Genomic DNA, 22204 nt, shown 5'->3' with positions numbered 1-22204 from the left:
TTGAGCTTGCCGTCGGCGAACCACTTCGCGAAGGGCGGGTTCGACCAGTCCAGGGTCTGGGTCGGCTCGACGGCCCAGTCCAGACGGCGGGCCTGCTCGGCCCAGAAGCCCAGACGGTCCTCGGAGGCCCGCGTGTAGGCGTCCGCGGTGACGTTGGCGGCTGCGGCGAGCTCTGCCGGCGGGGCGAAGCGCCGCTCCTCCTTGAGCAGGTTGGCCAGGCTCTCGTTGCTCAACGGTTCTCTCCTCGTGGTGATGCGGGTCCGGACGGTGCCGGGATGGTGCGGTGGTTCGGGGACGCGGTGGTTCGGTTGTGCGGTGGTTCGGTACTGCGGTGGTTCGTCGTGCGGTGGTTCGTCGTGCGGTGGTTCGGTCGTGGCGTGTTCGGCGGTGCGGTGGGCACTCGGTACGGGTGCGGTGGGCACTCGGTACGGGAGGCTCCGCGATGCGGTGGTTCTCGGTGCGGTGGTTCTCGGTGCGGTGGTTCTCGGTGCGCGGACGACGCCGCGTCGACCGACGGAGGCGGATCCGGGCAAACCGCACGGAACAGCCGGGCAGCACGCCACCGGCCACGGCCAACCTAGGCCGGGTAGCGCCGCCGGGACATGACGGCCGGTACCGAAAGGTCTGGCCCGGCCACCCGGTGTCGAAGCCCACCGCTGGTCCCCACCGTCAGCCCCCGCCCGTCGATCCCCGTTGATCCCCCCGGGCCCCCGCGATGACAGGACGCTTACGCGCCGATGACACGCGCGCGCGAGAATCGGCGGGCGAGCGGCCGGCCGCTCCGGTTCCACCCCGCGGGGCTTCCCTCCCCCGGTCCCGACACCTGTCGGCCGGGGCCGCGGATCGCTTCGACGACGGACAGTCCTGATGCACATGGCAGCGATACCCACGGTGTTCGATCTCGCGGGAGCGGGCAGCCGCCCCGCCCTGCACGGACGGGAACGCGAGTCGCACGCGCTGCGGGAACTCCTCGCAGCCCCCGGCGAGGGCTGTGTCTCCGTGCTGCTCCGCGGCGACTGGGGCATCGGGAAGACGGCGCTGCTGCGCGAGGTGCTGTCCCAGGCCCGCCGGCAGCAGGACGTCCTCGTGCTGTCGGCCTCGGTCGACCCGCTGGAGCGGGAGGCGCCGTTCGCCATGGTCCGTCAGCTCTTCGAGAGCCCCGGCGCCCCGCCCGGTCCCGATCTCCCCGGTCCCGATCTGCCCGGCCCCGATCTGCCCGCTGCCGCAACGACGGCGACGATGACGATGACGAGAACAGCGACCACGGCGACCACAGCAACAACAGCGGCGACGGCCACGGAGGCGGAGGCAGCGCTGCTCGGCGCGTCCTACCGGCACGTGGCCCGGCTCGCCGGGCACGGCCGGCTGGTGCTGGCCGTCGACGACCTCCAGCGGGCCGACCCCGGCTCCCTGCGCTGGCTGCGCTACCTGCTGTGCCGCGGCGCCGACCTGCCCCTGGTCGTGCTCGCCGTGCTCGGCGAGGAGGGGACGCACCCGAACGCCGGAGCCCTCGCCGACGTCCTGCCGCTGTTCGGCCACCGGGTGACGCTGGGCGCCCTGGCCGAGGAGGCGGTCGGGGCGCTGGCCGAGGAGTCCCTCGGCCGGCCCGCCGAGCGCTCCATGGCGGCCGCCTGCCGCGAGGCGACCGGCGGCAATCCGCTTCTGCTCCGGGCCGTCCTGCGCGGGCTCCGCGAGGCCGGGCAGCACGACCCCGGGGCGTCCTTGGCCGCACGGATCGCCGAACACGTCCCGGCCGACCTGGGGCCGGCCGTCCTCGCCCGGACGGCGGCGCTCGCGCCGCACGCGGCGGCCACCGTCGCGGCCGTCGCCGTTCTCGGTGGCGAGCCGGGCACCGACCTGCTGGCCGAGGTGACCGGGCTCACCGAACCCGAGGTCGAGGACGCCGTGCACGGGCTCGTCCGGTCCGGCTGTCTGCAGCGGACCGGTGTCGGCACCGGTGCCGGCACCGAGTCCCGAACCGGAACCGACTCCGAGCCCGATCCCGGGTCCGAGCCCGAGGCCCGGTCCGGGGTCGCTGCCGGTCCCCGGGCCGGGGTGGCCTTCCGGTTCGAGGCCGTCGCCGCCGCCGCCGCGTCCACCGTCCTGCCCAGCCGGCGGATGGACCTCCACGCCCGGGCGGCCCGGTTCCTGCACGCGCACGGCGCCCCGGCCGAACGGATCGCCGCCCACCTCCTGTCCGGGCCGCCGGGCGAGCCGTGGGCGTCGCGGGTGCTGGCCCTGGCCGCCGAGCGAGCGGGCGAACGGGGCGATCAGGCGCAGGCCGCGGCCTACGTGCGGCGCGCCCTGCGGGAGGACGTGCCCGGGAAGGAGCTGGCCGGGCTGCTGGGCGCGCTGGGGCGGCTGGAGCTCGCCTCCAGCGTCCCGGTGGCGGTGCGCAGCCTGGAGCACAGCCTGCGGCTGTGCCGGGAACCGGGCGAACGGGCCGAGGTGGCCCGCAGGTTGGCCGGCGCGCTGCTCGCCCTGGACCGCCACCCCGACGCCGTGGAGGTGCTGCGGCAGGCCGGTGAGCAGATCCGGGAGGAGGACCCCGACCAGGCGATGCGGCTGGAGATCGACCGGCTCCACATCGACCTGACGAACGCGGCCAATGCGCCGCAGACCGTACGGCGGCTGCTGGAGCTGAACGTCCTCGACACCGGCGACCCCGGGGTCCGACGGCCGCTGGCGGCGCTGCTGAGCCTGCGTGAGGCCATGGTCGGCCGCTGTCCGCAGGAGGTGGTGAACCTCGCCGAACTGGCCCTGGGCCAGGGGGCCGACCCGCTGTCCGACGAGTCCGTCGTCTACTACGACGCCCTGATCGCCCTGCGGGCCGCCGGGCGGACGGAGACGGCGCTGGAGCTCGCCGACGCCGCCGTGGACCGGGCGCACGCCCGCGGCTCCGTCCTCGGACGGGTCCAGGCACTCAGCGTACGGGCGCACATGGCGGCCCGTCTGGGGCGCCTGACGGAGAGCCACGCGGACGCGCGGTCGGCACTGGTGGAGCTGCAGGGGATCGGCATCGGGCCCGCGCACAGCTTCGCCGTCTTCGCGACGACGACCGCGATGGACTCCCTGGTGCGGCGGGGCCGGGCCGACGACGCCGAGCTGCTGCTGACCCGCGCCGGCCTGGACGGCGCGCTGAGCCCCAACTGGGTCAACGACCACGTGCTGATGGTGCGCGGACGCCTGCGGGTGGCCCAGGGCCGGCTGGAGGAGGCCCTGGCCGACTTCCTGCACTGCGGCAAGCGGGCCTACGCCCGGGGCATGGCCGGACCGGCCTTCCACTCCTGGCGTTCCGAGGCCGCGCTGGTGCAGGCCGCGCTGCGGCGCGGCGCGGGCGCCCGCTCGCTGGCCGCCGAGGAGGTCCGGCTCGCCCGGCTGTGGGGCGTCCCGGAGGCGGTGGGCACGGCCCTGCACGGCATGGGACTCGTCGTCGGCGGCCCGGAGGGGCTGGAACTGCTCCGCGAGGCCGTCGCGCTCCTGGAACGGTCACCCGCGCGCCTGCGGCACGCCCAGGCGCTGGCCGACTGCGGGATCCTGGCCCGCAAGGCCGGCCGGCTGCCCGAGGCACGCGGCTTCCTGCAGCGGGCCGCCAGCCTCGCCGACGAGTGCGGCGCGACCGTGCTCGGCGACCTGGTCCTCGCCGAACTCCGGGCGGTCGGGGACCGCCCGCGCAGCCGGACCTTCCACGGGGTCGCCGCCCTCACCCCCTCCGAGCGGCGCGTCGCCGACCTCGCCGCCCTCGGCCTGACCAACCGTGAGATCGCCCAGCGCCTCTTCGTCGGCCTGCGCACCGTCGAGGTCCACCTCACGAACGTCTACGGCAAGCTCGCCATCGACGGCCGCAGCGGACTGACGGCCGCGCTGGCGGGCACCGGGGAGCAGCCCGCCCCCACGGTCGTCGGCCCCCGCCCGGGCACACCCCGGGGACTGCCCCGGCCGGCGGGTGTCTAGGGCGGCGGGTGTCCAGGTCGGAGGGTGCCCAGGTCGGCGGGTGTCCAGGTCGGAGGTGCGGCAACGCCGGGGCCACCGGGGCCACCGGGGTCGCCGGGGTCGCCGGATCAGCTCTCGGTCGGCGCCGCCCCGCCCGTGGCCCGGGCCAGCAGGGTGCGCGCCCGTTCCTCGCCCGGGGCGTCACCGAGCCGAACGGCGGCGGCCAGGGCCAGGGCCGCGAAGTCCTCGGCCTCGCCCGGACGGTCCGTACCGGCGAGGGCGGCCGCGCGGGAGAGCAGGGTGCGGGCGTGCTGGGTGCGCAGTCCGCGCGCCTCGCACAGTTCGAGGGCGGCCCGGTACTCCGTGCGCGCCTCGTCGTGGCGGCCGAGGGCGGCCAGTGCTTCGGCGAGGGACCGCTGGGCGACGACGACACCGGCCGGACTCTCGGCCTCGCGGCAGCCGTCGAGCGCGTCGCGGGCGGCTTCCAGTGCCTCGTCGGGCCGGCCGAGGGCGAGGTGGGCCGGGGCGAGTTCGAGGGCGCAGCGGGCGGCCATGCTGATGTCCCCGGCCGCGCGGGAGAGGTCACGGGCGCGGCGGTTGTGGGTCAGGGCCTCGGTGAGGCCGTCCGGGCGTCTGCCCGCCACCAGCCCCCTGACGTGCAGCATCCGGTGGGACATGTCGGGGCCGGGCGGGGGCGGAACCTCGTGCGCGCGGCGGGCCAGGGTCCGCGCCTGTTCGTGGCGACCGGTCTGCGCGCAGGCGATGGCCTCCACCGCGCAGCCGTACATGACGGCCGCGCGGTCGCCGTGGCGCTCACCGACCTCGGTCAGTGTGCGGGCGGCGGCGCCCAGGGCGGACCAGGGCACGGACAGGTCGGGGTAGGCGGTGAGCAGCGCCAGCAGGCCGGCGAGCGTTGCCGTGTCCTCGGCGCTCACCGGCCGGTAGGGGTGGTCGAGGATCTGGGCGGCGACCGCGAGCATCGCCGGGAGCTCGTTGATCACCCACTGCTGGGCGCGGGCCTCGTCGGTGAACGCCGGACCGGTGGAGCCGGTGGTCGGGTCGACGGCACGGCGCAGGCGGCTGTGCGGCCACTCCGCGTGGACGGCGGCGGCCGTCCCGGCGAGGTGGAAGCGGGCGATCCGGCTGAGCACGCCCTGGCGCTCCGGCGAGGAGTCGGCCTCCAGCGTGCGGTGCCGGGCGAACAGGCGCAGCAGGTCGTGGTAGCGGTAGCGACCGGGTTCGGCGGGTTCCAGCAGTCCGGCGTGGGCGAGTTCGTCGAGCACCGCCTCGGCCGCGCGCGGGCCGCACTCCAGGACGGCCGCGGCGGCGGCCACGGACAGGTCGGGGACCTCGGGGATCGCAAGCAGGCGGAAGGCGCGGGCATGGTCGGGTTCCAGCGCCGAGTAGCCGAGGTCGAAGACCGGTTCCACGGCGAGGCTGCCGGTCTCCAGTTCGCCCAGCCGCCGTCGCCGGTCCTCCAGCCGCTCCGCGAGGAACACCGTGCTCCACCGCGGCCGGGCGGCCAGGCGGCTGCCGATGATGCGGACGGCCAGGGGCAGCATGCCGCTGGCACGCACCAGGTCACGGGTGGCGTCCGGGTCCCGGCGGCACCGCTCGGCGCCGGCGATCCGCTCCAGCAGGCCGGTCGCCTCCGCTTCGCTGAGCGGCTCCAGCGCGGTGCGGCCGGTCGTCGGCAGACAGGCCAGCGGCGCCCGGCTGGTGATCAGGACGGCGCACCCGGGCGTGCCCGGCAGCAGGGGGCTGACCTGTTCGGTGCCGGCCGCGTTGTCGAGGAGGACGAGGAGGGTGCGGCCGGCCAGCCGCGAACGGTAGAGCGCGGTGCGCTCGGCGCGGTCCGCAGGGATGTGCTCGGAGGCGACGCCCAGCGCGCGCAGGAACACCTCCTGGACGTCGTACGGATCGGCGGCCTCGGCACCGGCGCCCCGCAGGTCGGCGTACAGCTGGCCGTCGGGGAACCGCTCGCGCGCGGTGTGGGCCGCGTGCACGGCGAGGGTGGTCTTGCCGACGCCGCCCATCCCGTGGACCGTCCAGACGGTCGGTGCGGTCGGTGCGGTCGGTGCCACCGGTGCTGTCGTTGCGGTCGGTGCGGTCGGTGCGGTCGGCGCCACCGGTGCGGTCCGGGGCTCGTGTCCGCCGCCGCCCAGGGCCCGCAGCAGCGCCGCGACGTCCTCCGTACGGGCGGTGAAGTCCGGTACGTCAGGTGGGAGTTGGGCCGGACGAGGCCAGATCTGGCGGTCGCCCTCGACCGGCCGGGCACCCGACTCGCGACCCTCCCCACCGACCGAACCGGCTCCACCGACCGAACAAGCTCCACCGACGGGACCGGCTCCACCGACGGGACCGAGCGGGCCGACCGCACCCACCGACCCCACCGCCCCGGCAGCCCCGGCCAGGTCCGCGTCCAACGCCGGATCGGCGGTCAGGATCCGCTGGTGCAGACGCGCCAGGCCCGCCCCGGGATCGACCCCCAGCTCCTCGGCGAGCACCGCCCGGGCCCCGGCGAAGGCCGCCAGGGCCTCCCCCTGCCGGCCGCACCGGTACAGCGCCAGCATCTGCAGTTCCCGCAGGCGCTCACGCAGCGGGTGCTCGTCCGCGAGCGCGGTGAGCTCCGCGACCGCCGGGGCGTGCCGGCCCAGGCGCAGCTCCAGCTCCAGCCGCGCCTCCGTCAGCGCCAGCCGGTACTCCGTCAGCCGGTCGCGGTGCCGCTGCGCGCCGTCGCCCGGGACACCGGTCAGTGGCACCCCCTGCCACAGGCCGAGCGCCCGGCCGGTCAGCCGCAGCGCCGCCTCCGCCTCGCCACGCGCCTCGGCGGCCTCCGCCTCGGCCCGCAGCCGCTGCGCCTCGGCGAGGTCCAGCGCCCCGTCCTCCAGGTGCAGCGCGTAGCCGCCGGCCCGCGAGAGCAGGGCCCTCGGGGCGGACGGCTCCGGTTCCAGGGCGGCACGCAGCCGCGAGACGTGGTTGCGCAGGGCCGCCGGGGCGCTGGCCGACGGCTCCGCGCCCCACACGTCCCGCACCAGGTCCTCGGCGGTGGCGACCCGGCCGGAGCGCAGCGCCAGGGCCGCCAGGACGGCGCGCCGCTGCGCCGGGCCGGTGTCCAACTCCCGTTCGCCGCGCCACGCGCGGAGCGGCCCCAGTACCGCGATCCGCAGTCCGCCCATGTCCTCGCTCCACCGTTCCGTACTGCCCCGTCCACGGTGCCGGCCGGGGCAGCGGGTGGCCGACGCGCCGGGCGGCCCGGCCGCGGCGAGCCCCCATTGTCCCCCACCGGAGTGGCGCCCGGCCCCGGGCGCTCACGGTGCCGGGGCCCAAAGCCTTCGGTGCGCCCCGTCGTGCCGCGCGGCCCGGGCGGTTCGTAGCGTCACCACGAGGCCTGCTCCCCGCAGACCGGAACCGACCGGTCGGCGCACGCCGGCACCGAGGAGGAGAGCAGCGGATGGCCCTGCGCAAGTCGACGATGGTGAAGCAGGTGGCGGAGGCGGTCGCCCGGGACCTCCCGGGCGAGCAGCCGGTGGCCACCGTGGGCGTCCTGCGCGGGGGCAGCCCGTACCGGTACGCACTGATCGGCGTCTTCGACAACAACGACTGCTTCGTCACCCTCACCGACCGCTCGCTGGCCTTCCACGACGTCGACCCGATCCGGGTGCGCCCGCAGGGCCTGGCCCACCGCGTCCCGCTCCCGGACGTGGCCAGGCGGCTCGTCCCCCTCCGGCGCGGCATCTTCTGGAGCCACTTCGGCTTCGTCCTGCCCGGCGACCGCAACGCGACCCGCCTGAACGTCTGCCGGGCCTGGTACCCCGAACTGAACCGCCTCCTCGACGCCCTGGCCTGACCGGCTCGGCCCCGGCCGGACCTGACCGGGCGAGACTCCACTTACCACGAACACCGCCGGATGCCGGGGCAGTTCACCGCTGTCGCGGAGACCCGCGTTGCCGTTCAGTACGGTGGTGCCGGGCGGCGGGGCGACCGCACGCGGCACCGGCCCCACCCGCCGAACCGTCGAGGCCGGGAGGGCACGCATGGCTGTCGCCGTACGGAACGAGTACGAGGACGCGGCGGCGCTGCGGGCCCTCGTCGAGCGGAGTTCCGAACTGAAGCGCCGGCTCGTCGACTTCGGCCAGGGCGCGCGCTTCGACCGGTGGCTGACCCCCCTCCTGCTGGACGCGGCCGGGCCCGGACGGCAGCTGGACGAGTGGGACGCCGTCCGGATCGTCGACGACTTCATCCTGCGGTACCGCCTGCCGGACGGTACGACCGTGGTGGACCGGTTCGTCGCCGGACAGCGGGACCTGACCCAGGACGACCGGGCGGTGCTGCTCGGCTGGCGCGACCCGGTCGAGGGCATCTTCGAGGTCCGGCGCAAGGAAGGGGACGGTGTCGTCCTGCTGAACCTGCTCGACGACCTGGAGTACCGCACGTACTCGAACATCGGGCGGTCGGCCTTCCGCGGCGTGTCCGCGGGGGGATTCCTCCTCACCCGTCTGGTGCCCCTCCACCCGGTCGACGGGGTGTGGCTGGTCTCCGGGGTGATGACGCCCTACCCGAAGTCGGCCGCCGCCGAGATCGCCAGGGCCGCGCTCCACCTGGCCGCGAGTCAGCTCGAGCTGGTCTTCCGCGACCCCGAGAAGATCGAGCAGGGCTGGCAGTCGATGCGGACGGACCGGGCCGCGTTCGTCGACTTCTTCGGCAGCGACGAACTGGTCCTCCCCCCGGCCGAGGCCGAGGACCGGCTCAACGCCTACCGGCACCGGCCGAAGGCCACCACCACCGCGCCGCCCGGCCGGCCCCGGGGCGGGCACCTGCCGGACCACGGTCTCCCGGCCTTCGAACTGCCCCCGGCCCTGGCGGAGGCGGACACCCTCGGCGTCATCTACGACGAGGTCGACGGACTCAACTTCTACGCCGACTACGGGATGCTGCGGGACCTCTTCGCCGACCCCACCCTCCCGGGCCGCAGCCGCCACCAGGACCTGCTGCGCACCTACCTGCGCGACGAGTCGATCGCGCCGCTGCCGATCCGCCGCTTGGCCGCCGCCCACCCGCGGACGGTCGACGCGGTGTTCCGCAAGCTGCTGCGGAAGCCCGGGTTCACCTGGACCGAGCACGGCGAGGACCTGCTACGCCGGCGCAAGCCCCGGTACTACGAGCAGGAACCCCGGCCGGGCGTCTCCGTGATCGGCGACCGCCTCGGCGAACTCGCCGCCGCCGGCACCCGCCGGCGATCCACCAGGAGGCGGCGCGGCTGACCCGCGGACCCACCCGAAGCCGCGACGCCATCGAGGCGTCCTCCGACACCTCGCGACGTCGGGACGGGGCGTGGTCGACCCTCCCGGTGGTGCGCGATGCCGGACGCCATGATCACGGCCCGGGTTCCGCCGGACGGTGCCGGGCCGCATCCGCCTGCGGCCCGGCACCGTGCTCAGGTGAAGGGCAGCAGCAGCACCGGTGCCGAGGTGGGGTGCGGCGAGCCGCCCGCGGGTTCCACCGTGACGCCGATGCCCACCGCCCCGTCCAGCGGTCCGGACAGCAGTCGTGCGCCGTTCCCGCCGGGGAGCAGTCCGGCGGGGCGCATGGTGCCGGAGTCGTTGAACCACAGTTGGTAGGTGGTGCCGGCGGCCGGCGCCGGCAGGCCGGAGGCGAGGAAGGCGGCCTGGCCCCGGCTGTGGGACCACACCGCGGTGCCCACACCGCCGACGGCACCCCCGGAGGCAAGGCCGGTGGTCGTCCGGGCGTCGGGTGCGGTCAGCAGGTCGGTGACCCGGTCCTGCTGGACCTGGAGGGCGGCTGCCCGGGCCCTGGCCTGGTCGGCCCGGTGGTGCTGCTGGACGGCGATACCGCCGGCCGAGGCGGCGAGGGCCAGGCAGGCGGCCAGCGCCAGTTTCGTCCAGCGGGGTGCCCGTCGCCCGGGGCGGGACGGCCCCTGTCCGGGGGCGGGCGCGGTGTGCGGGGCTTCCTGGCGGATGGTCGGCAGGGCCGCCATCACGTTCGCCTTCAGGGTCTGCGGCGGCACCTCCGACTGCGCGGTGCCGAGTTTGGCCAGGGTCGCCGCGAACTCGGCCACCTCCTGGGCGCAGGACGGGCAGCCGGCCAGGTGGCGTTCGAACTCGGCGTTCTCGTCGGGGTCGAGGGCGTGCGCGGCGTACGCGCCGGTCAGGGTGTGCGGGTCTGCGACGTTCATGCTCCCACCCCCAGGCAGTCGCGCAGCCGGATCAGCCCGTCGCGCATGCGGGTCTTGATCGTGCCCAGCGGGACGCCGAGGACCTCGGCGACCTGCGGGTAGGTGTACCCGCGGTAGTACGCGAGCGTCAGCGACTCGCGCTGCAGTTCGGTCAGCATCCTCATGCACCGCCGGACCTGCTCGCGTTCCAGCCTGCTCTCGACCTGCTCGGCGACCTCGTCGAACGCCGGGGCGTGGGAGGCCCCGGCGGCGCGCCGGTCCCGGTCGGCCGCGGCCTGCGCCGACCGGACCCGGTCCACGGCGCGCCGGTGGGCGATGGTCAGCACCCACGGCATCACCTCGCCGCGTTCGGCCCGGTAGCGGGCCGCGGTGCGCCACACCTCCAGCAGCACCTCCTGGGCGACCTCCTCGGACTGCGCCGGATCCCGCAGGACCCGCCGCACCAGCCCCAGCACCGGTCCGGCCACCGCGTCGTACAGCCGTGAGAACGCGTCCTGGTCCCCCAGGGCGACCCGGGTGAGGAGTTCCTTCAGGTCCGGGCCCGGACGGGCAGGGCCGGACAGGTGGACGACGGCGTTCATCCGACCACCCCGTCGGCACGGCGGGCGGGCGGTGGGCCCCACGAACGGACGGCGGACATCACGGGCCTCCCCACAACCCACGACCGGGACACGGGGTTCCCGCCGGGGCCAACAGAACCAGCTGACATCCCGCATTCGGAGCTGCTCACGGACCGGATTGCCCGCCGTTTCCACTCCTTCGCGCCACCAATCCGCCCGGGTGCGGAGTGCGAATCCCTGGTGGGCGGAGCGGTTCACCTCCGGGAGCGCACCGGCCGGGCCCATGTCGTTCGAATACGTACCGTCCGGGCGTGCCGCCCCGGCCCAGGCACCACCGTCTGGGTGTGCCGCCCCGGTCCACGCGCGGCGCCGGACGGACCGCGGAGATCCCCCGCACGGAGCGATCACCACGAATGAACGATCACGCCGCAGCACTCCCGGTTCACCCTCGCGATCCTGCTGCCGGTGCCCGACAACCACGTCGCCGGGGCCGGAACCGCCACCGTCGTACTCAACAGCGACGACACCGCCAGGGTCACGGTGAACGCCAGCGGGCTGCTCGACGGCGCCCCCCACGCCATGCACATCCACGTCAAGGGCAGCGGCGAGTGCCCCACCGCGGACGCCGCCACGCTCCACAACGGCCACCCCGCGATCAGCACCGCCGACGGCCTGCCCGCCTACGGGCCGATCGGCACCTCCCTGGCCACCACCGGCGACACCAGCCCGGCCAGCGCCCTGGCCGTCGACCGCTTCCCCTCCACCGGGACGTTCCACTACTCCCGCACCATCCAGCTCACCAGCGACGTCGCCCGGCAGGTCCGGGCGGACAACGCCGTCGTGGTGATCCACGGGATCGACTACAACCACAACGGCCGGTACGACGGCGTCCTCGGGCCCAGCGAGCTGAACCCCGCGCTGCCCCAGGAAGCCACCCCCCCCCCCGCCCTGTGCGGCGCGCTCGACTGACCACCTCCCTCCCCCAGCCGGTCTCCCGCCGCACCGGCGGCGGTCGGGCACCGGTGGGCGGTCCCGCCGCCGCGCTGCACGGCGGGACCGCCCGTTCGTCTGTCGGCCCGTCGGCCCGTCGGCCCCTCCGCCCGCGTTCCCTCCCCTCCGCGCGTTCGAGCGTCCGCGCGTTCGAGGACTGCCACTCCTGCGGGTGAAGCGGAAATCCCACCCATCCGGGCCCCGGGAGCCGACGAATCGGGGCTGTGAGTACCGACCCGACACCGACCCCACCGCCATTCGGCCGACGCCCTGCCCGCCGTATCCGCCCGACCCGCCGCACCCGCCGCACGCAGGCCGGAGCGGTCACGGCGGCGCCCCCGGCGGTCACGGCGGCCGGGCCGACCGTCACGGCGGCACTGGCCGCGGCGGCCGGAGTGGCCGCCGCCGTGGCCGCGCTCGGGGCGGGCGAACTGGTCGCCGCCCTCACCGGCCCGGACACCGCGCCGGTCCTCGCGGTCGGCTCGGCGGCGATCGACCTGACACCGACTCCGCTCAAGGAGTACGCCGTCCGCACGTTCGGGACCAGCGACAAGACGGTGCTGCTCGGCGGGATCCACCTGACGATGGCCCTGCTCGCCGCACTGGCCGGGCTGCTGGCCGCCCGTCGACCGGCCGTCGGCGCGGGTGTCTTCGCCCTGTTCGGCGGGCTGGGCGCCTGGGCCGCCCTGTCCCGCCCCGGTGCCGGGCCCGCGGACGCCGCACCGGCGCTGGTGGCCGGCCTGGTCGGCGCGGCCACCGTCCGGTGGCTGACGCGAAGGCTGCGCGCCACCACGGCGACGGGGCCGGAAGCGGCGCCCGAAGCAGGGCCGGACACGGCGGCGGCGCCGGCTACGGCTACAGCGGCGGATGCAGCCGTACCGGCCGAGGAACCGCCCGCCCCGCAGGGCCCCGGCCGCCGGTCCGTGCTGGCCGCCACCGGCGGGACGATCGCCGTCGGCGCGCTCGCCGGTGTCGTCGGCCGCACACTGTCGGACCGCCGCTACGACGTCACCGCCGCCCGTGACGCCGTCCGCGTCCCCCCGGCTGCCCGGCCGCTGCCGCCGTTGCCCGTCCCGGTCCACGCCAAGGTCTCGGGCCTGTCCCCGTTCGTCACACCGACGGCGGACTTCTACCGGGTGGACACCGCTCTCACGCTCCCCCGGATCGACCCGCGCCGCTGGGCCCTGCGCATCCGCGGGATGGTCGACCACCCGCTCCTCCTCACGTTCGACGACCTGCTGCACGAGCCCCTGGAGGAGCTGGACCACACGCTGACCTGCGTCTCCAACGAGGTCGGCGGCCCGTACGTCGGCACCACGCGCTGGCTCGGCGCCTCTCTCCCGGCGCTGCTGCGCCGGGCGGGTGTGCGTCCCGGAGCGGACCAGCTGGTCGGCCGGTCCCAGGACGGGATGGCGATCGGCACCCCGCTGGAGTCGGTGCTCGACGGCCGGCGCGCGTTGCTGGCGGTCGCGATGGACGGTGAGGCGCTTCCCGTCGCCCACGGCTTCCCCTGCCGCAGCGTCGTCCCCGGCTTCTACGGCTACACCTCGGCCACCAAGTGGCTCGTCGACCTGGACGTCACCACCTTCGCCGCCTTCGACCCGTACTGGGTGCGCCGGGGCTGGGACCGTACGGGCGAGGTGCGCACCGCCTCGCGCATCGAGGTGCCGGCCCCGTTCGCCCGGGTCCGCGCCGGTGACGTCGCCGTGGCCGGCACCGCCTGGGCGACCCACCGTGGCGTCGCCGCCGTCGAGGTCCGGGTCGACGGCGGGCCCTGGCAGGAGGCGCTGCTCGCCGCCGATGCCGGACCGGACTTGTGGCGGCAGTGGACCCACACCTGGACCGGGGCCACGCCCGGCACCCACCGGATCGAGGTCCGGGCCACCGACGCCACCGGCGCCGTCCAGACGGAGGAGCGGGCCGCCCCCTTCCCGTCCGGCGCCACCGGCTGGCACAGCACGGTCGTGACCGTGACGTCCTGACGCATCACCCCGCGACCTGCGTCATGCCCGACCCGTGACGCCCCCCGACCCTCACATCCGAGACCCCGGCCGGCCCGACCGACGGACCGGCCGTCACACCCCTGCCAAGGAGAACACCGACATGACCGTCACCCACCGCCGCCGCCACACCGCCGCCGCCCTGTTCGCCGCCACGGCACTCACCTTCGGCCTGGGCGCCTGCGGCAGCAACGGCTCCGGCTCCTCGTCCACCGCCGCGGCGCCCGCCCCCTCCTCGTCCGCATCCGTCGCCGCAGCTCCGGAAACTGCCGCTGCCGCTGCCCCTGCCGGAACGGCGACCGGCGCCGCCATGAGCGGACAGCCGTTCGGCGCGGCCTGCACCGCCGTGCCCAAGGACGGCGCCGGGTCCTTCACCGGCATGGCCAAGGACCCGGTCGCCACCGCCGCCTCCAACAACCCGCTGCTGTCGACCCTGGTGACCGCCGTCAAGCAGGCCGGTCTCGTCGACACCCTCAACTCCGCGCAGAACATCACCGTGTTCGCGCCCACCAACGACGCCTTCGCCAAGATCCCCAAGGCCACCCTGGACGCCGTCCTCGCCGACAAGGACAAGCTCACCAAGATCCTCACCTACCACGTCGTCCCGCAGCGCCTCGACCCCACCGCCCTCACCGGCGCCCGCAAGACCCTCGCGGGCGACAACCTCACCGTCACCGGCTCCGGACAGGACTTCACCGTCAACGGCAACGCCAAGGTCCTGTGCGGCGACGTCCAGACCGCGAACGCCACCGTCTACATCGTCGACACCGTCCTGATGCCCGCTTCCTGACACCTCTCCGGCCCCGCCCACGTGCCGCGGGCCGCCCTGCCGACAGGCGTCCGACAGGACTCCCGACAGGGCGGCCCGCGGCACGGCAGCGACCGGAGCGACCGAGACACCGGGATCCGCCGGCCCAGCGACCGGAGCGACCGGAGCGACCGAGGCCGCCGATCAGGCCGACGTAGCGACAGCAGCAACCACCGCAGCAGCCGGCGACCGGCGACCGAACGCCTCGCCCCCGGCCCGCCGCGCGCCACGAAGGCCGCCGCAGAGCCCGTGCATAGGATCGCCGGCATGGCACTGCGACCCGTGACGGTGAACATCAAGGCCCTTGACGGCCCGGCAGTCAGCCGCTTCTGGGCACAGGCACTCGGCTGGAGTGCCGACCGCACCGGCGTGACCACGTACGTCGGGCCGTCGGGCGGCCTCGTCCGGCCGGGACCGGTGGCCCTCGGGATCGGCGTCGTCCCCGTACCGGAGCCCAAGTCGGCGACGAAGAACCGGGTGCACCTCGATCTCGCCACCACCTCCGCCACCCACCAGGAGGAGACGGTCGCTCGCCTCCTGGCCCTCGGTGCGACGCCCGCCGACGTGGGCCAGGGCGACGACGTGCCATGGACGGTCCTTGCCGACCCCGAGGGCAACGAGTTCTGCGTACTCGAACCCCGGGAGGTCTACCGCGACACCGGGCCGGTCGCCGCGGTGGTCGTCGACTGCGCGGACCCGCGGGCCATGGCCCGGTTCTGGGGCGCGGCAATCGACTGGACCCTGCACGAGGTGACCGACGACCAGGCCGTGTTCCGTTCCCCCGACGGTGTCGGCCCGTACCTGGAGTTCCTCCGCCGGCCCGACCCGAAGACCGTGCCGGACCGGGTCCTCCTCGGCCTGCTGCCGTATCCGGGCGACGACGAAGCGGCGGAGGTGGCCCGACTGCGGTCCCTCGGCGCCACCGACCTCGACCGCGAGCGCGACCCCGATCGTGACCGTGACCCCGACCGCGACCGCGACCGCAGCCTGGGCGACGTCCCGTGGACGTGCCTGGCCGACCCGGAGCGCCACGAGTTCTACGTCCTCGCCCCGTCCTGACCCGGAACCGTCACCGAACGCCTCACCCCGCCCACCCGCGCGCCCACCCGCGCACCGACCCGCACGCCGTCGGAACTCAGTGCCGTATCGGCGGCTGCTCGGCCGGCCCGTGGGCGCGGAGCTGGTACGGGATGCCGGTGGGCCGGCGCCACCGGGCGTCGAGGCCGCACGCGCCGAGGACGGAACCGATGGCGTGGCGCATCGCGTCCCGGACGGCGGTGTGGGCGCGCGCGGCCTGCTCGGCGGCGGGTCCGTCGTCGGCGGCGGCCGTGGACAGCCGCCAGGAGGGGTTCCAGCCGAGGTCGGCGAGGCCCGTGGTGTCGTCGCCGTCGTCGACCGGCGGGCACGGGCCGAGGGTGATGCCGGGCGCGGAGAGGTGGTCGGCGACGGGCAGGCCGGCGAGCGCGGCGGCCCGGCGGACCGCGGCGACGACGTCGGCCCCGACGCCGGACTCCTGCGGCCGGGCCCCGACCGTCGCCGCGGCGAGGCCGCCCGAGCCGACCGCCGGAGCGGGACCACTCACCCGGACGACCCGGACCTCCCCACCCGCCGAACCGGGTACGACCTCGATGCCGAAGCCCGGCAACAGCTCCGCCAGCGCGTTCCCCATGCTCGCGGTGACGACCCGGCGGGCAGAGGCCACGGGGTCCTCGGGCCCCTCCATCGCCGCGGCGGCCACCAGCCGGGGGCCGGGCTTCCAGTGCAGGACGAGCAGGCCCGCGAAGTCGTCCGATTCGCCCGAGTCGCCCGAGTCGTCCGACGGCCGCGCCGACCCCAGCCGGACACCGGGCCCGTGCCCGCCGTGGGCGACGGGCAGACCGGCCAGCAGCAACGCCTCGGTGACCCGGTCGGCGAGCAGCGGGTCGATCCGGGCCCCGCCGTCCCGGCCGTCCCGGCCGGCCCCGGAGGAAGCAGCCGCGGTCACCGCAGGCCCGCCATTGCCCGTCCGAGCCGCGCGGAGACCGTGTCCACCTCTGCCCCCTCCGTCGGGTCCGGGACGACTCCCGGCCGCCCGCCAGAGGGTATCCGCGTGCACGGACGGCTCCTCGACGAATCCGGAAACCGGCCGGCCTCCCTCACCCCCGCCGCCACTGCCACCAGCGGCGGGGCTCGGCCGGGGCGCGTCCTCCGAGGGCGGCACGGATGCGGTCGAAGGTGGCGATCTCGTTCGCGCCGCTCGCGCCGGGAAGGGCGAGGCCGACGCACACCAGCCGGAAGCGGCGGCCGCCGAGCGAGCGGCCGACGAAGACCGGTCCCCCGGCACACCCTTCCGGCAGCGGGCCGCCCCAGCGGACCACGCCGTCCGCGTCCCGCGCGATCGCACCGACGACGACGGCCTGCAAGCGCTCGCCCCTTTCCTCCCCGACGTCATGTCCCAGCAGGTAGGCCGGTGTCCAGCGGTCCCCGATGGCGGCGACGTCCCGGTCGGAGGCCGCCAGCCCGTCGGTGATCTCGTCGGTGGTCCACCGCCAGCCCTTGCGTTCGGCGGTGGCGTCGAGAACCCCGGTCGGCATCACGGCTACCCCGAGCCCGTCGAGACCGGTCCACCCGGCGGCGAACCCGGTCATCGCGAGACGGTCGGCACTCATCGCCGGCTCGCACACGTCGGCGCGCAGCGTCCACTGCCCGAGGTCGTACCGCGTCAACGCCTCGGCGGTCACCAGGTACTGCCTGACGGTGTCGCCGTCCGGCGCGCTCTCGACCAGGTGGTTGTACCGGAACGCCGTCCCGTGGTTCCGGTCGGCGTTCGCCTCCTGGAAGGGCAGGGTGGCGCGCCCGGCGTTCTCCATGATGGCGGTCACGACGTCGTCGTGGGGGGCGAAGGTCTCGTTCACGGGGCCGGACCCTACCGGCCGACCGCACGACGAGCATGATCTTTTCCCCTCGCGTCGCACCACCCTCGCGCCACCCTCGCGTCGCCCGCGCTGCCCGAGCGCGCTCCCCGTGGATCAGCTGCCGTCGGCCTGCCCGCCACCGTCCGCCCCGCCACCGTCCGCCCCGCCGTCGGCCGCCCCGCCGTCGATCCGGTCGTCGAGGACGATCCGCGGCTGGACCAGCTGTCCGCCCCCGCGGCCCCGTCCGCGGGCCGCGTGTGGTTGATCACGGCGGCGATGCGTTCGTAGCTGGTGACGGCCAAGGCCCAGGTCTCGATACCGCTGTCACCGTCGACGCCGTTGTGGGCGGTCCTTCGCAGGGCATTGAGAAGCGCGATGATGCTGCGACCGGACGGCACCATGTCCTCGTCGCTGCCGCTGACGGGCTTGGAGAAGTGGTCGGTGCCCTCGATCTGCGCGGCGAGGAAGTCCCAGGCCCCAGCCATACACGCAGGCTACCGACGAGCGGCTTCGGCCTCCGTGATCACGATCTACGGCTGGAGTACTGATACTCCAGCAGGACTTCGATGTTTTGCCTGCTCAGAGGCTGCGTCGTGGTGAGCGCAGTGGGCTGATGCCCGATCAGGGGCGGTCTGCTCCGGACCGTCCCTCGATCGTGTGCGGCCCACGTTGGTAGTGGCAACGGCGGGCGCCGGCCTGCCGCTGTCCGCGCCAGGTGGGCCGGCTCAGGGCGTGAGTACGGGGCGGGCATCGTCGCGGATGCGGAGCCTGGTCATGGTCAGACACGCGCGGTACCAGAAGGGAGGTGCTTGACCCTCACGTGGCGTGATGCTGCATTGTCGGTCGCGTGGAAGAGCACCTGACCGTGGGACGCGTGGCCGAGCTGGCGGGTGTGAGCGTCCGCACGCTGCATCACTACGACGAGATCGGCCTCGTGCACCCGTCGGCACGGACCGCGTCCGGGTACCGGGCCTACTCGCCCGACGACGTGGAGCGGTTGCGGGAGGTGCTCGCCTACCGGCGGCTGGGCTTCGGATTGCGCGAGGTCGCGGATCTGGTGGACGACCCGAACACCGACGCCGTCGCGCACCTGCACCGGCTGCGCGGTCTGCTGGTGGAACAGCGCGACCACGCCGCCGCGACGGTGACGGCCATCGACAGGGAACTGGAGGCACGGGCCATGGGGATCAGGACGACGCCGGAGGAACAGCTCAAAGTGTTCGGCGCGCGGCTGTACGAATCCATCGGGTCCGCCTACCCTGCGACGCGGCGCACCGAGCCGCGGATCGCCGCGAGGATCTGGGAGGCGCTCGGGGACGCCCGGACGGTCTTGAACGTCGGGGCCGGCACCGGCTCCTACGAACCGCAGGACCGCGAGGTCACGGCGGTGGAACCGTCGGCGGTCATGCGGGCACAGCGTCCTGCGGGCGCGGCGCCGTGCGTGGCTGCCAGTGCGGAGCGGCTGCCGTTCGCCGACCAGTCCTTCGACGCCGCGATGGCGGTCAGCACCGTTCACCACTGGCCGGACCCGATCGCCGGGCTGCGCGAGCTCAAGCGGGTGGCCCGGCGCGTGGTGGTGTTCACGTACGACGCCAGCACGACCGGCTGGCTCCAGCGGTTCTGGCTCACACGTGACTACCTGCCTGAATTCGCCGACCTTCTCGTCGGGTGGCCTTCGCTCGCCGACATGGCCCATGCGATCGGGGGCCGCGCGGAGCCGGTGCTCATCCCGTGGGACTGCGCCGACGGCTTCTTCGAGGCCCACTGGCGCCGCCCCGAGGCGTACCTGGACGATCACGTGCGCCGCGCGGTGTCCGTCTGGACCAGGGTCGGACCGCAGGCCGAGCAGCGGGCGGTGAACATGCTCCGGGACGACCTCTCCTCCGGCCGCTGGGCCGAATGCAACCGCGACCTCGTCGCCCTCGACGCGGCGGAGCTCGGCCTGCGCCTTCTCGTGGCCTGAACCATCGTGCACGAGAACGCCGAAAGGAGTTGACCCGCCGGAATCGGTAGACGTCGCCGCGGCGTCACGTAGCCTCGGTGGCAGACTCGACCTGGCGTTTCCCGCTGTACAGGTCGAGCACGGACCGGTCGGTCCGGTCCATCGGCCCACCACACTCACCACGCAGCCTCTGAACAGGAAGAACGGCCGGAGACGCCCGGATAGCAGTAGTGCACCGTCCAGGCGCGGTCGGTGAAGGCCGGGTCGGGTCGGTCGATGCGGTCGCCGGTGGCGGCGGCGAGGTTCAGGGCGGGCAGCCGGTGGCCGGTCAGCGCCATGACGCGCCTGGTCCAGGACGCCGTCGGCGACGAGTGCTTCGAGGCGCTCGGTGAGGACATCGCGACTGGTTCCGAGCCCCTTCTGCAGCCCCTCGAATGGCGCGTGCCACCAGCGACGTTCCTGATCAGAGGCAGGGTCCAAGCGTCCCCGACCACCGTCAGGGCCTGGGAGATCGCGCAGTCGGGGTCCGCCACCTCCGTGTGCGCACGGCCGCCGACTACATGAGTTCCCAAGAGAGATTGACTTGCGAAAGGGCGGACGTGTCGACACAGACGGTGGATACGGCGGCAGCGGAGGCGGTGCGAGGCGACCGCGCGGGGGTGTTCTGGCGTTACTGGACCGCCTCGACGGTCAGCGGCCTCGGCGACCAGGTGACGGTGGTGGCGCTGCCGCTGATCGCCGTGGTCACCCTGCACGCGTCGGCGATCCAGGTTGGTCTGATCACGGCCGCCGCCTATGTCGCCTGGCTGCTGCTCGGACTGCCCGCCGGGGTCCTGATCCAACGGCTGCCGCTGCGCGGCGTCCAGGTCACGATGGACCTGCTCCGCGGCGCCGCCGTCGCCTCGGTACCGCTGGCGGCGGCCCTCGGGGTGCTCGGGCTTGCGCAGCTGATCGTCGTGGCGCTGCTGGTCGGCCTCGCGAACGTCCTGCGACGTGGGCAACTCAACCTTCCTGCCCTCGATCGTCGCCAAGGAGCAGCTCACCTCCCGCAACAGCCTGATCTCCGGCAGCGTCGCCGCAACTGAGCTGGCGGGCCCGTCGTTGGGCGGCGCGCTGGTGCAACTCGTGGGCGGAGCGGCGGCGATGCTACTGGACGCGGTCAGCTACCTCGCCTCGGCCGCACTGCTACGCAGCCTGCCCCGTGCCGAACAGCCTGAACCGTCAGTGGTCGCCTCCCGACGCCCTGGCATCCGCGAACAGATCCGCGAGGGCTGGCAGTTCGTCGCCCGGCATCCGGTGATCAGGCTGTGCGTCGCCGGCGCCACCGCCGTGAACATCGTCTACGGCGGGCTGATGACGCTCACCCCGGTCTTCCTGGTCCGCACCCTCGATGCTCCGGCCGCCGCGGTCGGCGCCCTGATGGCCACCGGCGGCGTCGGCAGCGTCGTCGGCGCTTCCCTCACCCCCCGCCTGGTTGCCCGGTTCGGCAGCGGGCGCGCGCTGTGCTGGTCGGCCGTCATCGCCAGCGCCTTCGCCCTCCTCCTGCCCCTGGCCGAGTCCGGCTGGGCGATGCTGGTCTTCGCCCTCGGCAGCGCCGGCTTCTACGGCGGCGTCGTGGTCACCGCCATCGTCACCCGCACCCACCGCCAGACCCAGACCCCGCCAGAGCTGCTGTCCCGGGTGATGGCCACCGCGCGCTTCGTCTCCTGGAGCACCATCCCGGTCGGCGCCCTCGCCGCCGGCGCCGCCGCCTCGACTTTCGGCCCCCGCACGGCCCTCCTCTTGCTCGCCCTGGCCTCCGTGGCGAGCCCCGCCATCCTCCTGGCCGGCCCGATCCGCCGCATGCGCGATCTGGCCTGAGCATCAACGTACCCTCTCAGGGCGGCAGTTGAGGACGATCACTTGGGCCGGCCAGAGCCCTTGATGGCTCAATGAAGTCGTCGAACTCAAGGCCGGAGGCCGGAGACGAAGTGGGCGAAGACGTCGGCCTTGACGTCACCGAACGCGGTGCCGCCCTGATGGGCCATCAGCCCACTGCACACACCCCACGCAGCCTCTGAACAGGCAAAACGTCGAAGTCCCCCTGGAGTGCCAAAGCGTGGCGGTCCGGACGCATGTGCACCGGGAGGATTGATGACAGTGTCGAGAAGGCGTCGACCGCTGTCCGATATCAGATCATCACGCAGAAATGATGGAATGCCAGTTCGTGCCGGTAATACTGGTAATCGATCAGGCGAGGGAGTCGGCACAGCACAACCGCCGCCGCGGGAAGCAGATGGGCGAAGTGCACCGCAGGTCGTCCCGGTCGTCCCGGTCGCCCCGGTCGTCCGGGTGCCGCAGCGGTCATGACGGCACGACGCCGCTGACACCCGATCGAGCGATTGCGCGCCGTTGCCGCCGCCCCATAGCGTCGAGAAAACCTTGGTTCGTACCCATACAGGAGGCTTCCATGACGACTGCCCTCTTCGGCCTCGTTCCGTCACCGAACGAAGACGAGTTCATCGTCCGACTTGATGACGAGGCGAAGATCAGGCACGCCCGGGACATCCTTTCCGGAAACGAGACGTCCCAGGTGCATGTCCAGGGGCGGGTCGTCCCGAAGACCGCCGACCACAACCCGGACTGGAACTTCCACCTGGACCCCGACAGCATCACGTTCTTCGACAAGGCGGACGAGGACTGCGACGCCACCGGGCACTACGTCGCAACGCAGCTGGACCACGTCGGCGAGGAGGGCTTCCTGCCGGAGAACGTCTGGGCCCCGTCCCGCTCCAAGATCACCCGCGAACTCGGCAGCTGAGTGCTCCCCAACTGCCGAGGTCGCTGCCGAGGTCGCCCCCGATCAGGATGCCCCCGCGCCGGGGGTGTCGGATCCGCCGGC

19 protein-coding genes are annotated in these 22204 nt (G+C 74.6%); 11 read left to right on the top strand and 8 right to left on the bottom strand.

The annotated features are described in order from the left end of the window. The coding region (locus ACFV04_RS17760; protein ID WP_380529968.1) for an acetyl-coenzyme A synthetase N-terminal domain-containing protein at positions 1-233 on the bottom strand (233 nt) is incomplete at its 3' end. Between the two features lie 640 nt (positions 234-873). Between ACFV04_RS17760 and ACFV04_RS17755 the strand changes: the two genes are divergently transcribed. After that, positions 874-3954 carry an ATP-binding protein gene (locus ACFV04_RS17755; protein ID WP_380529966.1) on the top strand — a complete coding sequence of 1027 codons (3081 nt, stop codon included), beginning with the start codon at positions 874-876 and terminating at the stop codon, positions 3952-3954. Positions 3955-4061: 107 nt separating this feature from the next. Here the strand turns inward: ACFV04_RS17755 and ACFV04_RS17750 are convergent, their stop codons facing one another. Beyond that, positions 4062-7112, bottom strand: coding sequence for a BTAD domain-containing putative transcriptional regulator (locus ACFV04_RS17750; RefSeq protein WP_380529965.1), 3051 nt, complete (start codon positions 7110-7112; stop codon positions 4062-4064). A 275-nt stretch (positions 7113-7387) separates the two neighbouring features. Here ACFV04_RS17750 and ACFV04_RS17745 point away from each other — a divergent pair, with 275 nt between their 5' ends. Next, entirely contained in the window at positions 7388-7783 is a 396-nt protein-coding gene (locus ACFV04_RS17745; protein WP_380347335.1) for a hypothetical protein, read from the top strand. 187 nt (positions 7784-7970) lie between these two features. Continuing rightward, positions 7971-9197 carry a hypothetical protein gene (locus ACFV04_RS17740; RefSeq protein WP_380529963.1) on the top strand — a complete coding sequence of 409 codons (1227 nt, stop codon included), beginning with the start codon at positions 7971-7973 and terminating at the stop codon, positions 9195-9197. 173 nt (positions 9198-9370) lie between these two features. Here the strand turns inward: ACFV04_RS17740 and ACFV04_RS17735 are convergent, their stop codons facing one another. Both ACFV04_RS17735 and ACFV04_RS17730 read right to left on the bottom strand, forming a co-directional pair. Next, complete coding sequence (locus ACFV04_RS17735) at positions 9371-10129, bottom strand: anti-sigma factor domain-containing protein (RefSeq protein ID WP_380529961.1); 759 nt, start codon at positions 10127-10129, stop codon at positions 9371-9373. After that, entirely contained in the window at positions 10126-10710 is a 585-nt protein-coding gene (locus ACFV04_RS17730; protein ID WP_380347343.1) for a sigma-70 family RNA polymerase sigma factor, read from the bottom strand. The genes ACFV04_RS17735 and ACFV04_RS17730 overlap by 4 nt, the downstream gene beginning before the upstream one ends. 444 nt (positions 10711-11154) lie before the next feature. Here ACFV04_RS17730 and ACFV04_RS17725 point away from each other — a divergent pair, with 444 nt between their 5' ends. The 4 genes from ACFV04_RS17725 (at position 11155) to ACFV04_RS17710 (ending at position 15546) form a co-directional block, all read left to right on the top strand. Then, complete coding sequence (locus ACFV04_RS17725; RefSeq protein ID WP_380529960.1) at positions 11155-11658, top strand: hypothetical protein; 504 nt, start codon at positions 11155-11157, stop codon at positions 11656-11658. A 245-nt stretch (positions 11659-11903) separates the two neighbouring features. Beyond that, on the top strand, positions 11904-13661 hold the full coding sequence (locus ACFV04_RS17720) for a molybdopterin-dependent oxidoreductase (RefSeq protein ID WP_380529958.1): 1758 nt from the start codon (positions 11904-11906) through the stop codon (positions 13659-13661). A gap of 121 nt (positions 13662-13782) precedes the next feature. Beyond that, complete coding sequence (locus tag ACFV04_RS17715) at positions 13783-14469, top strand: fasciclin domain-containing protein (protein ID WP_380529957.1); 687 nt, start codon at positions 13783-13785, stop codon at positions 14467-14469. Positions 14470-14754: 285 nt separating this feature from the next. After that, positions 14755-15546, top strand: a complete 792-nt coding sequence (locus ACFV04_RS17710) for a VOC family protein (RefSeq protein WP_380529955.1) — start codon at positions 14755-14757, stop codon at positions 15544-15546. 76 nt (positions 15547-15622) lie between these two features. Here ACFV04_RS17710 and ACFV04_RS17705 read toward each other — a convergent pair whose 3' ends face one another. The 3 genes from ACFV04_RS17705 to ACFV04_RS17695 form a co-directional block, all read right to left on the bottom strand. Beyond that, positions 15623-16471, bottom strand: coding sequence for a hypothetical protein (locus ACFV04_RS17705; protein WP_380529953.1), 849 nt, complete (start codon positions 16469-16471; stop codon positions 15623-15625). Positions 16472-16622: 151 nt separating this feature from the next. Next, a complete protein-coding gene (locus ACFV04_RS17700; RefSeq protein ID WP_380347349.1) occupies positions 16623-17381 on the bottom strand; it encodes a hypothetical protein in 759 nt (252 codons plus the stop codon). A gap of 11 nt (positions 17382-17392) precedes the next feature. Beyond that, positions 17393-17866, bottom strand: coding sequence for a hypothetical protein (locus tag ACFV04_RS17695; RefSeq protein ID WP_380347350.1), 474 nt, complete (start codon positions 17864-17866; stop codon positions 17393-17395). 362 nt (positions 17867-18228) lie between these two features. On the opposite strand from ACFV04_RS17695, the gene ACFV04_RS17690 reads away from it, so the two are divergent. After that, positions 18229-19344 carry a MerR family transcriptional regulator gene (locus ACFV04_RS17690; RefSeq protein WP_380529951.1) on the top strand — a complete coding sequence of 372 codons (1116 nt, stop codon included), beginning with the start codon at positions 18229-18231 and terminating at the stop codon, positions 19342-19344. A gap of 155 nt (positions 19345-19499) precedes the next feature. Here the strand turns inward: ACFV04_RS17690 and ACFV04_RS17685 are convergent, their stop codons facing one another. Beyond that, positions 19500-19721: a hypothetical protein gene (locus ACFV04_RS17685; protein ID WP_380529949.1), complete on the bottom strand. Its 222-nt coding sequence runs from the start codon at positions 19719-19721 to the stop codon at positions 19500-19502. Between the two features lie 201 nt (positions 19722-19922). Here ACFV04_RS17685 and ACFV04_RS17680 point away from each other — a divergent pair, with 201 nt between their 5' ends. From ACFV04_RS17680 to ACFV04_RS17670, 3 genes are all read left to right on the top strand, one after another. After that, positions 19923-20408 (top strand): MFS transporter, encoded by a 486-nt coding sequence (locus tag ACFV04_RS17680; protein WP_380529948.1) that lies wholly within the window; start codon positions 19923-19925, stop codon positions 20406-20408. Then, positions 20317-21183, top strand: a complete 867-nt coding sequence (locus tag ACFV04_RS17675) for an MFS transporter (protein WP_380529946.1) — start codon at positions 20317-20319, stop codon at positions 21181-21183. The genes ACFV04_RS17680 and ACFV04_RS17675 overlap by 92 nt, the downstream gene beginning before the upstream one ends. A 589-nt stretch (positions 21184-21772) precedes the next feature. Further along, positions 21773-22123, top strand: a complete 351-nt coding sequence (locus ACFV04_RS17670; protein ID WP_380347354.1) for a calmodulin — start codon at positions 21773-21775, stop codon at positions 22121-22123. Positions 22124-22204: the final 81 nt, after the last annotated feature.

The sequence above is a fragment of the Kitasatospora sp. NPDC059599 genome (genome assembly GCF_042735125.1).
Taxonomy (GTDB): domain Bacteria; phylum Actinomycetota; class Actinomycetes; order Streptomycetales; family Streptomycetaceae; genus Kitasatospora.
Note: the sequence above shows the minus strand (reverse complement) of the source record. Positions and strands in the feature narration are given on the sequence as shown.

Excerpts from the sequence above, each read along its gene's own strand:
- ACFV04_RS17695 (WP_380347350.1), bottom strand. The coding sequence starts at position 17,866 with ATGGCTGGGGCCTGGGACTTCCTCGCCGCGCAGATCGAGGGCACCGAC.
- ACFV04_RS17750 (WP_380529965.1), bottom strand. The coding sequence starts at position 7,112 with ATGGGCGGACTGCGGATCGCGGTACTGGGGCCGCTCCGCGCGTGGCGC.
- ACFV04_RS17670 (WP_380347354.1), top strand. The coding sequence starts at position 21,773 with ATGACGACTGCCCTCTTCGGCCTCGTTCCGTCACCGAACGAAGACGAG.
- ACFV04_RS17755 (WP_380529966.1), top strand. The coding sequence starts at position 874 with ATGGCAGCGATACCCACGGTGTTCGATCTCGCGGGAGCGGGCAGCCGC.
- ACFV04_RS17685 (WP_380529949.1), bottom strand. The coding sequence starts at position 19,721 with ATGTCCTCACCGAGCGCCTCGAAGCACTCGTCGCCGACGGCGTCCTGG.
- ACFV04_RS17715 (WP_380529957.1), top strand. The coding sequence starts at position 13,783 with ATGACCGTCACCCACCGCCGCCGCCACACCGCCGCCGCCCTGTTCGCC.
- ACFV04_RS17740 (WP_380529963.1), top strand. The coding sequence starts at position 7,971 with ATGGCTGTCGCCGTACGGAACGAGTACGAGGACGCGGCGGCGCTGCGG.
- ACFV04_RS17730 (WP_380347343.1), bottom strand. The coding sequence starts at position 10,710 with ATGAACGCCGTCGTCCACCTGTCCGGCCCTGCCCGTCCGGGCCCGGAC.
- ACFV04_RS17735 (WP_380529961.1), bottom strand. The coding sequence starts at position 10,129 with ATGAACGTCGCAGACCCGCACACCCTGACCGGCGCGTACGCCGCGCAC.
- ACFV04_RS17745 (WP_380347335.1), top strand. The coding sequence starts at position 7,388 with ATGGCCCTGCGCAAGTCGACGATGGTGAAGCAGGTGGCGGAGGCGGTC.
- ACFV04_RS17710 (WP_380529955.1), top strand. The coding sequence starts at position 14,755 with ATGGCACTGCGACCCGTGACGGTGAACATCAAGGCCCTTGACGGCCCG.